8 protein-coding genes are annotated in these 10,238 nt (G+C 69.6%); 2 read left to right on the top strand and 6 right to left on the bottom strand.

Annotated elements, in window-relative coordinates; genetic code table 11:
* Window positions 1-24: 24 nt before the first annotated feature.
* On the bottom strand, window positions 25-1,737 hold the full coding sequence (locus ABTX18_RS07350) for a carbohydrate-binding module family 20 domain-containing protein (RefSeq protein ID WP_352121755.1): 1,713 nt from the start codon (window positions 1,735-1,737) through the stop codon (window positions 25-27).
* Between the two features lie 572 nt (window positions 1,738-2,309).
* Between ABTX18_RS07350 and ABTX18_RS07345 the strand changes: the two genes are divergently transcribed.
* The gene (locus tag ABTX18_RS07345) at window positions 2,310-2,906 is read left to right on the top strand and encodes an NAD(P)H-dependent oxidoreductase (RefSeq protein WP_352121754.1); all 597 of its coding nucleotides are present in this window, start codon (window positions 2,310-2,312) and stop codon (window positions 2,904-2,906) included.
* Between the two features lie 54 nt (window positions 2,907-2,960).
* The gene (locus ABTX18_RS07340; RefSeq protein ID WP_352121753.1) at window positions 2,961-3,842 is read left to right on the top strand and encodes a DUF8017 domain-containing protein; all 882 of its coding nucleotides are present in this window, start codon (window positions 2,961-2,963) and stop codon (window positions 3,840-3,842) included.
* Window positions 3,843-3,916: 74 nt separating this feature from the next.
* On the opposite strand, the gene ABTX18_RS07335 is transcribed toward ABTX18_RS07340, so the two are convergent.
* The 5 genes from ABTX18_RS07335 to ABTX18_RS07315 all read right to left on the bottom strand — a co-directional run bounded on the left by ABTX18_RS07335 (window position 3,917) and on the right by ABTX18_RS07315 (window position 9,985).
* Window positions 3,917-4,975, bottom strand: a complete 1,059-nt coding sequence (locus ABTX18_RS07335; RefSeq protein WP_352121752.1) for a LacI family DNA-binding transcriptional regulator — start codon at window positions 4,973-4,975, stop codon at window positions 3,917-3,919.
* Entirely contained in the window at window positions 4,960-6,687 is a 1,728-nt protein-coding gene (locus ABTX18_RS07330) for a glycoside hydrolase family 13 protein (RefSeq protein WP_352121751.1), read from the bottom strand. The genes ABTX18_RS07335 and ABTX18_RS07330 overlap by 16 nt, the downstream gene beginning before the upstream one ends.
* A gap of 101 nt (window positions 6,688-6,788) precedes the next feature.
* The gene (locus ABTX18_RS07325) at window positions 6,789-7,667 is read right to left on the bottom strand and encodes a sugar ABC transporter permease (protein WP_352121750.1); all 879 of its coding nucleotides are present in this window, start codon (window positions 7,665-7,667) and stop codon (window positions 6,789-6,791) included.
* A complete protein-coding gene (locus ABTX18_RS07320; RefSeq protein WP_352121749.1) occupies window positions 7,664-8,680 on the bottom strand; it encodes a carbohydrate ABC transporter permease in 1,017 nt (338 codons plus the stop codon). The genes ABTX18_RS07325 and ABTX18_RS07320 overlap by 4 nt, the downstream gene beginning before the upstream one ends.
* A gap of 21 nt (window positions 8,681-8,701) precedes the next feature.
* Window positions 8,702-9,985 carry an extracellular solute-binding protein gene (locus ABTX18_RS07315; RefSeq protein WP_352121748.1) on the bottom strand — a complete coding sequence of 428 codons (1,284 nt, stop codon included), beginning with the start codon at window positions 9,983-9,985 and terminating at the stop codon, window positions 8,702-8,704.
* Window positions 9,986-10,238 lie beyond the last annotated feature (253 nt).

Below are 10,238 nucleotides of genomic sequence, written 5' to 3'. Positions count from 1 at the left end.
GACCGCGCGGCCCACGGAGCGACCTCAGTTCCGCCAGACATCGGCCGTCAGCGCGACCTTGCCGGAGGACGGCACCGTGGCGGTGCGGTTGGCGCCGCTCTCCCAGGTGACGTTGCCGTATCCGTCCTTGCGGACGTACTTGTACGCGAACGTCGTACCGGCGGGCAGGCTCACGTCGAGCTTCCAGACGGGGTACGTGGCCGGGTCCAGCTTCGGCGCGGACGCCGGGTTCCAGTTGCCGAGGACGGCCTGGTCGCCGGTGACGTAGATGTTCTGGCCGAGCTGGGTGGTGGCGTTGACGCCGAAGGAGGCGCCGGAGGTGCCCGTACCGGGATCGGCCGGGACGGTGCCGCCGCCGGTGCAGGTGCGGGCGCCGGTCTGGAGGGCGAGGGCGGTGTCGGCGGCGAGTGTGGCGGTGAACTGGCCGGAGCCGTTGACCGTGACGCCCTTGCCGGACTGGATGTCGCAGTAGTCGCCGGCGGGCAGCGAGGTCTGGAACGTACGGGTCAGCGACGAGCTCGCGTGGTTGATGGCGACGTACGCCTTGGAGCCTCGGCCGAAGGCGATCCGGTTGCCGCCGTCGTCCCACCAGTTGGTGACGGACTCGCCGCGCGCGGTGTTGCGGAAGCCGACCATGGAGGAGATCTCGCGCCAGGCGTGCTGGCACTTCCAGCCGTCGCTGTAGCAGGCGTTCACCGTGCCGCCGCTGGGCGGACCGGCGTCCTTGTCGGACCACTCGTATCCGGAGTGGACGTCGGGCGAGCCGTAGGGCCAGGCCAGCATGAAGACGTTGGCGAGCGTGTAGGAGGCGCCGTTCTTGTAGTTGAGCGTCTCCCCGTTGCGCTCGGTGTCGTGGTTGTCGACGAAGACCGCGGCCTTCGAGGAGGACATGAAGCCCCAGCCCTCGCCGAAGTTCTTCAGATTGGCGAGGTTCTCGCCTGTGAAGACCTGCTTGAGGCTGCGGGCGTAGCGGAACTCCTGGACGTCACCGGTGCCGGCGTACTCGTCGGGCGAGACGGCCTCGCCGGCGCCGTAGATCGCCTCCTGCTTCCAGTAGACGCCGGAGTTGCTCAGCCGGGACTTGATGTTGGCGAGGTCGCCGGCGGGCATGTGCTTGGCCGCGTCGACGCGGAAGCCGTCGACACCCAGCGACAGCAGGTCGTTGAGGTATCCGGCGATCTTGCCGCGGACGTACTCCTCACCGGTGTCGAGGTCGGCCAGCCCGACGAGTTCGCAGTTCTGGACGTTGGCGCGGTCACCGTAGTTGGTGATGTTGGCCTGGCAGTCGTTCATGTCGTTGACCGAGTAGAGGCCCGGGTAGTCGTACTTGCTGTACGAGGACCCGCCCGTGCCCGTACCGGAGCCGGACGACATGTGGTTGATGACGGAGTCGGCCACGACCTTGACGCCCGCGCTGTGGCAGGTGCTGACCATGCGGGCGAACGAGGCGCGGTCGCCGAGCCGTCCGGCGATCTTGTAGCTGACCGGCTGGTACGAGGTCCACCACTGCCCGCCCTGGATGTGCTCCTGGGGCGGCGAGACCTGTACGAAGCCGTAGCCGGCCGGGCCGAGGGAGTCCGTACACGCCTTGGCGACGGAGTCGAACTTCCACTCGAAGAGGACGGCGGTGACGTCCTTGGTGCCCGGGGCGGAGGCCTGCGCGTGCGTGGCGGGGACCACGAGGGCGGCGGCGCCCGCCATGAGGGCGAGCGCGGCAGACAGGGGTCTGCGGACCATCTTTTCCTCCTGCGGTGGGGGAAACGCGGGTGACGGTGCAGAGACTCGCGGGTCCCCTCCGGCCGGGCGCGGCTGCCCGGTTCTCGGAGGAATCCCGCAGGCCTCACAGCCTCATACGGCAACGCGCCCTGCCCTGAAGGCTTCTGAAGGTTCTTGCTGCAAGAATGCAAACCTTGCCGCGGGGAGACCGTACGAGCCCGTCAGGTTCCGGTCAACCCTTTGGACATCAGCTGCTCACATCCTCGAAATACTGGAGATTTCTTCCTGCAAGGCCTTACGCAAGACATTGCAGCGCTGTTACGTTTCTCCCGACTCCGGTCCGGCCGGCCGGGGGTCCCGTTACCCCGGGCCCCACGCGCCCGGCCGGCCGGGCCGGTCACGTACAAGAGGGGCACCCGGGAGTCACACTCCCCGCCGACCCGCCCTGGGTCGACTCCCGGTGCCCCTCATGTGCGCGCCCGAGGGCCGCTCCCCCGGCCCGCGGCCTCACCCGTCATGATGGGCACAGGGCGGGGGTTGCTCGACAACTCCCCGCGGCTGACGACACGTTTGACGTCCTTGGGGGAATCGGCATGGCACGTACCGGGGTCTACCTCGCCCATCCGCGGCCCGGAAGCTTCAACCACGCGTTGTTCGACGCAGTGGTGCGGGAGCTCCGCGACCGGGGTTCCGAGGTGCTGGCGCACGACCTCTGCGCGGAGGGGTTCACCCCCGGGCTGACCGCCGGCGAGACGGAGACGGTCCGGTCCGCCGCGGACACCCCGGACGGGCAACTGGCCGCGCACCGGGCGGAGGTGGCGACCCTCGACGCCATGGTGTTCATCCACCCCAACTGGTGGGGCATGCCGCCCGCCGTCCTCACGGGATGGGTGCAGCGCGTGATGGTGCCGGGAGTCGCCTACAAGCTGGGCACCTCGGACGGAGAGCCGCAGGCGCTGCTGAAGGCCGGCCGGGCCCTCGTCCTGAACACCTCCGACACCCCCGCCACGCGGGAGACGAGCGAGTTCGGCGACCCCCTGGACAGGATCTGGTCGGCATGCGTCCTGCCGTACGTGGGAGTGAGCGACGTGCGCCGGTTCGTCTTCCGTACGGTCTCCGACTCCTCCGACGAGACCCGCGCGTCCTGGCTGCGCGAGGCTCGTGAGCAGGCCTCCGCGCTGCTGGACTGACGTACACGGCGGGCTCCGCCTACGGCCCGACGGGGCCGATTAGAGTGATCACCCATGTGGCAAGGACAGCAGTCGCCCCCCGGACAGCCGAACCAGCAGGACACCTACGTCAGTTCGGCTCCCGAACCGCCCCGCCGCCCTCGCAACCGGACCGCGCTCACCGCCGTGGCCGCTTCCGCGGCCGTGGTCGTGGCCTGCGGGGTGACGGGCTTCCTCGTGCTCCGCGACGACGGCGGCGCCGACGACGGGAAGGACCGGGCCGGCGCGAAGTCCTCGGCCACCGCGGCGGCGAGCCCCGGCGGCACCGCCCGGTCGGCGGCCGGCGGCTCGGGCCCGCTCGTCCCCGGCTGGAACACGGTGGTCAACGCCAAGCGCGGCATCACGTTCGACGTGCCCGCCTCCTGGGCACGGCAGTCCGCGAGCTGGGTCAGCTACGTCGCGAAGGACGGCGACCCCGAGGAGAAGCCGCTGGTCGCGATGATGGCGCCCGCGGTCCTCAAGGAGAAGTGGTGCACGTCCGACGACGACAAGGACGGCAACAAGGAGAACACCTCGCTCGCCTCCACGGGCACCACCGGGGAGAAGGGCGCGACGAGCGCCGCCGAGGCCGCCGAGGAGACGGCGAGGACCTGGGTCTACGGTGCCTACACGCAGCCCGACAGCACCCGTCTGACGATCGGTGAGCCGGAGTCGTACCGCACGAAGTCGGGGATCCAGGGCAGTCTGGTGACGGTCACCTCTTCCGGGACGCCGAAGACGGGCAAGTGCGACAGCGCCGGCAAGGCGGTGACGTTCGCCTTCAAGAACGCGGACGGCAAGTTCGTGTCGTGGACGTACATCGGGGCGCACGGGGTGCCGGACGAGGTGCCCGACACCACCATCCGCAAGATCCTCAGCACCGTGCGGCTCTTCAAGGAGGGCGACGGGCAGGGCTGAGGGTACGGAACAACGGGGCCGCGTCCCCCTCCGGACGCGGCCCCGCTCCCCGGCTCGTTCATTCCCCGGCTCGTTCAGGCGCCGCGGAGCGCCGCCGTGGATCCCCGTACGACCAGCTCCGGCTGGAACACGTACTCCGTGCGCTGTACGGGACTGCCGCCGATCTCCTCCAGCAGCGCGCCCACCGCCGCCGCCGCCATGGCCTGCACGGGCTGGCGCACCGTCGTCAGCGGCGGGTCGGTGAAGGCGATGAGCTGCGAGTCGTCGAAGCCGACCACGGACACGTCACGCGGCACGTGAAGGCCGCGGTCCCGGGCGGCGCGCACCACGCCCAGCGCCATCAGGTCGCTGCCGCAGACGATGCCCGTGCATCCCTGGTCCAGCAGCGCGCCGGCCGCCACCTGTCCGCCCTCGACGCTGAACAGCGTGGAGCAGACCAGACTCTCGGCGTCGGCGCGGCCCAGACCCAGCAACGAGACCGCGGCGTCCACGAACCCGTCCCGCTTGCGGCGGGAGGGCACATAGCGCTGCGGTCCGATGGCCAGACCGACCCGGCGGTGGCCGAGTTCGGCGAGGTGGCCCACGGCCATCCGCACGGCAGCGTTGTCATCGGGCGAGACGAACGGGGCGCTGATCCGCTCGTTGTAGCCGTTGATCAGCACGAACGGCACGCCGCGGTCGGTCAGCGCGGCATAGCGCGCGGGGTCGGCCGAGGTGTCGGCGTGCAGTCCGGAGAGGAACACGATGCCGCCGACGCCCCGTTCGACGAGCTGCTCGACGAGCTCGTCCTCGGTGGCGCCGCCGGGCAGCTGGGTGCAGAGCACCGGGGTGTAGCCATGGCCCGCCAGGACCTGCTCGACGGACTGCGCGAACGCCGGGAAGATCGGGTTGGTGAGCTCGGGCGTCACCAGTCCGATCAGCCCGGCGCTGCGCTGCCGCAGCCGCACGGGGCGTTCGTAGCCGAGGATGTCGAGCGCCGCGAGCACCCGCTGACGCGTGGTGTCCGCGACGCCCGGCTTGCCGTTGAGCACCCGGCTGACGGTCGCCTCGCTGACCGCGGCCTGCCCGGCGATGTCCGAGAGCCTCAGCGCGCTGCCGGTCCTGGGCGGGGGGACGGTCACACCGTCCACCACACCGTGGTGTCCGCGGGCAGCTCGATCTCGGCGCCGTCGGCGACGACCGGGGTGCTGGACAGCAGGACGGTGCCGCGTACGGGGATGCGGACCGGGGCGCCCGTCGTGTTGACGGTGCAGACGAAGCCGGGGCGGGCGAAGACCAGGAGTCCCTCAGGGGCGTCCAGCCACTCCACCTCGGTGCCGGCGCCGAGCCCGGGGTGCGCCCGGCGGGCGGCGATCGCGGCCCGGTACAGCTCCAGGGTGGAGCCGGCCGTGCCGTTCTGGGCCTCGATGCTCAGCTCGCCCCAGCCGGCGGGCTGCGGCAGCCAGCTTCCGCCGTCGCCGAAGCCGTAACTGCTGCCCTCGCGGGTCCACGGGATCGGGACCCGGCAGCCGTCGCGGAAGCCGTCCTGGCCCTCGGCGCGGAAGAACGACGGGTCCTGGCGGGCCTCGTCGGGCAGGTCGGTGACGTCGGGCAGGCCGAGCTCCTCGCCCTGGTAGACGTAGGCGGAGCCGGGCAGCGCCAGCATGAGCAGGCTGGCCGCGCGGGCCCGGCGCAGGCCCAGCTCGCGGTCGCCCGCGGTCCGGATCTGGGTGCCGAGGCCCGCCGGGTTGGCGAAGCGGGTGGCGTGCCGGGTCACGTCGTGGTTGGAGAGCACCCAGGTGGTGGGGGCGCCGACCGGACGCATGGCGTTCAGCGAGGTGTCGATGACGGCGCGCAGCTCGGCGGCGTCCCAGGCGGTCGCCAGGTACTGGAAGTTGAAGGCCTGGTGCATCTCGTCGGGACGCACGTAGTTCGCGGTGCGCTCGACGGTCGGGGTCCATGCCTCGGCCACCGCGATGCGCCCACCCGTCACCCGCCGCCGCCCTTCCGAGGAAGGCCCTTCGGGCCCCATCGCATCCGGGTACTCGTCGAGGATGGTGCGCCAGCTGCGGTAGATCTCGTGCACACCGTCCTGGTCGAAGAACGGCATGACATCGTTTCCGAGCAGCTTCAGCTGGTCGTGCGCGCCCAGGTCGGGCAGCCCCTCGGCCTTGACGAGACCGTGCGCGACGTCGACCCGGAAGCCGTCGACGCCCATGTCGAGCCAGAAGCGCAGGATCGAGCGGAACTCGTCGGCGACGGCCGGGTGTTCCCAGTTGAAGTCGGGCTGCTCGGGCGCGAAGAGGTGGAGGTACCACTCGCCGGGCGTGCCGTCCGCGTCGGTGGTCCGGGTCCAGGCCGGGCCGCCGAAGATGGACTCCCAGTCGTTGGGCGGGAGTTCGCCGTTCGCGCCCTTGCCGGGGCGGAAATGGTAGCGCTCGCGCAGTGCGGAGCCGGGGCCCTCGGCCAGGGCGCGCTTGAACCACTCGTGCTGGTCGGAGGAGTGGTTGGGCACCAGGTCGACGATGATGCGGAGGCCCAGCGCGTGGGCGTCCCGGATCAGGGCGTCGGCGTCCAGCAGGGTGCCGAACATGGGGTCGATGGCCCGGTAGTCGGCGACGTCGTAGCCCGCGTCGGCCTGCGGGGAGGCGTAGAAGGGGCTGAGCCACACCGCGTCGACGCCGAGGTCCTTGAGGTACGGGAGCCGGGCGGTGACGCCTGCGAGGTCGCCCATGCCGTCGCCGTTGCCGTCGGCGAAGCTGCGCGGATAGACCTGGTAGATCACCGCGTCCTGCCACCAGCCGGTGCGGTGGCCCGGGGCGTCGTCGGACGTGCCGGTGGAGGGGGCAGCGAGGTGCTGGGTCATGTCGTCCCTGGGTGTCTGGTGGGGAGTGGCGCCGGGACCGGGTCGGGATGCCGGCGCCACCGTGACTGGTGCGTGCGGGTCGTACGGCCGTGCCTCCCGGCTCAGCCCTTGACGGCTCCGGCGGACATGCCGGTGACGAGGTGCTTCTGCGCGAACAGGAAGACCAGGGCCGCGGGTATCGCGATGAGCACGGACGCGGCGGTCATCGGACCCCACTGGGCCCCGTACTGGTTGACGAACAGCTGGAGTCCGCCCGCGAGCGTCAGGTTGTCCTCGCCGACCATGAACGCGGAGGCGTACGCCACCTCGCCCCAGGCGGTGATGAAGGAGTAGAACGCGGTCACGGCAAGGCCGGGCTTGGCCAGCGGCAGGATGAGCCGCCAGAACGTGCCGAACGGGGTGAGGCCGTCGACCTGGCCCGACTCGTCGATCTCGCGCGGGATGGTGTCGAAGAAGCCCTTCATCATCCAGGCGCAGAACGGCACCGAGATGGTGAGGTAGGTGATGACGAGACCGGCCGGCTTATTCAGCAGCCCCATACCGGCCATGATGTTGTAGATCGGCACGATGAGGACGGCGACCGGGAACATCTGGGTGATCAGCAGCGTCCACATCAGTCCGCGCTTGCCGGGGAAGCGGAAGCGGCTGACGGCGTAGCCGGTGGAGGCGGAGACGATCACTCCGAGGAGCGTGGTGAGCCCGGCGACGACCACCGAGTTGCCGAACCAGGTCAGGAACTTCGTGTTCTGGAGCAGGTTCGTGTAGTTCTCGAAGGTCGTCTCTTTGAAGAAGTCCGTGGTGGTCGCGAACTCGGCGGGCTTCAGCGAGGTGAGCAGGACCCACAGCACGGGGAAGACCGCGATCACGGACGCGAGGATCAGCGTCAGGTGCAGTGCGGTGGACGCCAGCGGGGAACGCTCGCCGCGCAGCCGGACCTTGGTCGCGGAGTGCCGCGCGGTGGGGGTGGGTGCGGTGGTCACCAGTCGTCTCCCTGGGTGCGGAGGACTCGCCGGTAGACGGCGGCGAAGAGCAGCAGGAGTACGAGGATCAGGACGCCCCACGTGGAGGACTGCGCGAAGTCGCGCGGGCTGATCTCGAAGGAGAACTTGTACGCCTGCGTCACCAGGATCTGGGTGGCGTCACCGGGTCCGCCGCGGGTCAGCAGGAAGATCACCGGGAACATGTTGAAGGTCCAGATGGTGGAGAGCAGGATCACGGTCGTGGAGACCGGCCGCAGTCCGGGCAGCGTGATGTGACGGAAGCGCTGCCAGGCGGTGGCGCCGTCCATCTCGGCGGCCTCGTAGTGCTCGCTGGGGATGGACTGCAGGCCGCCGAGGAGGGCGACCATCATGAACGGCACACCGAGCCACACGTTGACGGCGATGACGGAGACCTTCGCCCAGGTGGGGTCGTTGAGCCAGGCGATGCCGTCGAAGCCGCCGCCGGAGAGGATCTTGTTGAGCAGCCCGCGGTCCTCGTTGTAGAGGAAGCGCCAGGCGAAGACGGAGACGAAACCGGGGATGGCCCAGGGCAGGATGAGGGCCATGCGGTAGGCGGAGCGCCCGGCGATCCTGCGGTTGAGGATGTTCGCGAGCGCCATGCCGAGGGCGAAGGTGATGGCCACACAGGAGACCGTCCACACCAGGGTCCACCCGAGCGTGCCGAGGAACTGGTCGCCGGTGAGCGCGTCGGTGTAGTTGTCCAGGCCCACGAACTCGTACGTGGCGGGCATGTGGTTGACACCGATGGACCGCGCGACGTTGCGCTCGTTGGCGTCGGTCAGCGACAGGTAGATGCCGCGGACCAGCGGATAACCGATGATCACGCCGATCACGACGACGACCGGGGCCACCATCGTCCAGGCGTACCAGTGCGTCGACAGGGCCCGCCGGAGCCTGCTCGGAGGCGGGGGGTTACCAGTACCGCGGCTCCGGCCGCGGGCGACGACGTCGCCCGCGGCCTTCGCCACCGACTGGCTGGTGTGGACAGCCATCAGTCGGCCTGCCTTCCTGAGTTACTTCCAGCCCTTGAGGAGCTTGCGGTAGGAATCGCCGGTCGTCTTGACGGCCTTCTCCGGGGAGGTCTGGCCGGTGAGGACCTTGGTGTACTCGGTGACGAGCGGGGCGAAGAGGCTGCCGGTCTCCGGGATCCAGGGGCGCTCGACGGCGCTCTCGACGACCGGCTTGAAGAAGCCGACGATCTCGTTGTCGACGACGGCCTCCTGGGCGTAGGCGGAGGTGCGGGTCGGCAGGAGGTTGAGCTCCTTGGTGACCTGGGCCTGCGTCTTGACGGAGGTCATGTAGTCGACGAAGGCGTAGGAGGCGTCGAGGTTCTTCGAACCGGCGTAGACGGCCAGGTTGTGACCGCCCTGCGGGGCGCCCTGCGCGGCGGAGCCGGCCGGGACCGGGGCGACGCCGAGGTTCGTCTTGTCCTTGAACTCCTTGCCGGCGAACGTGTCGGCGACGGCCCACGGGCCGTTGATCATCATCGCCACATTGCCGTCCTTGAAGGACGACTGCATGTTCTCCCAGCCGTCCGTCGCGTCGGTCTTCGCGGCACCGGAGTCGACCAGGTCCTTGACGACCTTCATGGCCTTGACGCCGGCCTCGTTGTCGATCGTGACGGACTTGTCGGCGGCGTTGACCATGTCGCCGCCCTCGCCGTACAGGAAGGACAGGAACCAGTACGCGTCGTCGCCGCGCAGGTAGAAGCCGGTCTTGCCGGTCTTTTCCTTGATCTTCTTCGAGACGGTCTTCAGCTCGTCGATCGACTTCGGAACCTCGACGCCGGCCTCCTTGAACATCTTCTTGTTGTAGAAGATGCCCATGGAGTCGATGACCTGCGGCACCGCGTACGTCTTGTCCTTGTACTTGGTGGACGCGGCGGCCTGCTTCAGGAAGTCGTCCTGCTTGACCAGGGCCGGGGTGCCGTCCAGCGGGGCGAGGTAGCCGAGGTCCGCGAACTCGGGCGTCCAGGCGACCTCGGAGCGGATCACGTCGGGGGCGCCGGAACCGGACTGGGCCGCGTTCTTGAACTTGTTCTGGGCCTCACCGAAGGGCACGTTGACGTACTTGACGTCGACCTTCGGGTGCTCCTTCTCGAAGCCCTCGGCGATCTTCTTGAAGACCTTGTCCTCACTGCCCGCGGTGGAGGTGTCCCACCACGTCACGGTGCCGGAGAGCTCGCCGGAGCCCTTGGAGGTGCCGTTGCTGCCGGAACTGTCTTCATCGCTGCCGCAGGCGGTCGCCGCGAGCGCCAGGGCCGCGACCAGGGCGGTGGCCGTTATGCCACGTCGCATCTGAACTCCTTCAACTGCCGTACCGCTCCGTCGCGGCGCCGGGTCGACGTGAACGTAACAAGGATGAAAGACGGCCGAAAGAGTTTGCGGAAGATTTCTGCAAGCTCCGGCGATCGTTACATTCGCGTGTCCTCACGGTTGCCGTCAAGCCTCTTGACGGGAGCGCCTGATCCCTGGCAGGGCCGGGCAACCACGTGCGATTCCGCAGTGCGACGATCTGACCGCACCCCGCAAACCCGTCCCGCAAGACCTT

Source organism: Streptomyces sp. NPDC096323 (genome assembly GCF_040302845.1).
Lineage (GTDB): Bacteria > Actinomycetota > Actinomycetes > Streptomycetales > Streptomycetaceae > Streptomyces.
The sequence above is the reverse complement of the archived record's forward strand: the minus strand, read 5'-3'. Positions and strand labels throughout refer to the sequence as shown.

Excerpts from the sequence above, each read along its gene's own strand:
- ABTX18_RS07315 (WP_352121748.1), bottom strand. The coding sequence starts at position 9,985 with ATGCGACGTGGCATAACGGCCACCGCCCTGGTCGCGGCCCTGGCGCTC.
- ABTX18_RS07320 (WP_352121749.1), bottom strand. The coding sequence starts at position 8,680 with ATGGCTGTCCACACCAGCCAGTCGGTGGCGAAGGCCGCGGGCGACGTC.
- ABTX18_RS07330 (WP_352121751.1), bottom strand. The coding sequence starts at position 6,687 with ATGACCCAGCACCTCGCTGCCCCCTCCACCGGCACGTCCGACGACGCC.
- ABTX18_RS07350 (WP_352121755.1), bottom strand. The coding sequence starts at position 1,737 with ATGGTCCGCAGACCCCTGTCTGCCGCGCTCGCCCTCATGGCGGGCGCC.
- ABTX18_RS07345 (WP_352121754.1), top strand. The coding sequence starts at position 2,310 with ATGGCACGTACCGGGGTCTACCTCGCCCATCCGCGGCCCGGAAGCTTC.
- ABTX18_RS07340 (WP_352121753.1), top strand. The coding sequence starts at position 2,961 with ATGTGGCAAGGACAGCAGTCGCCCCCCGGACAGCCGAACCAGCAGGAC.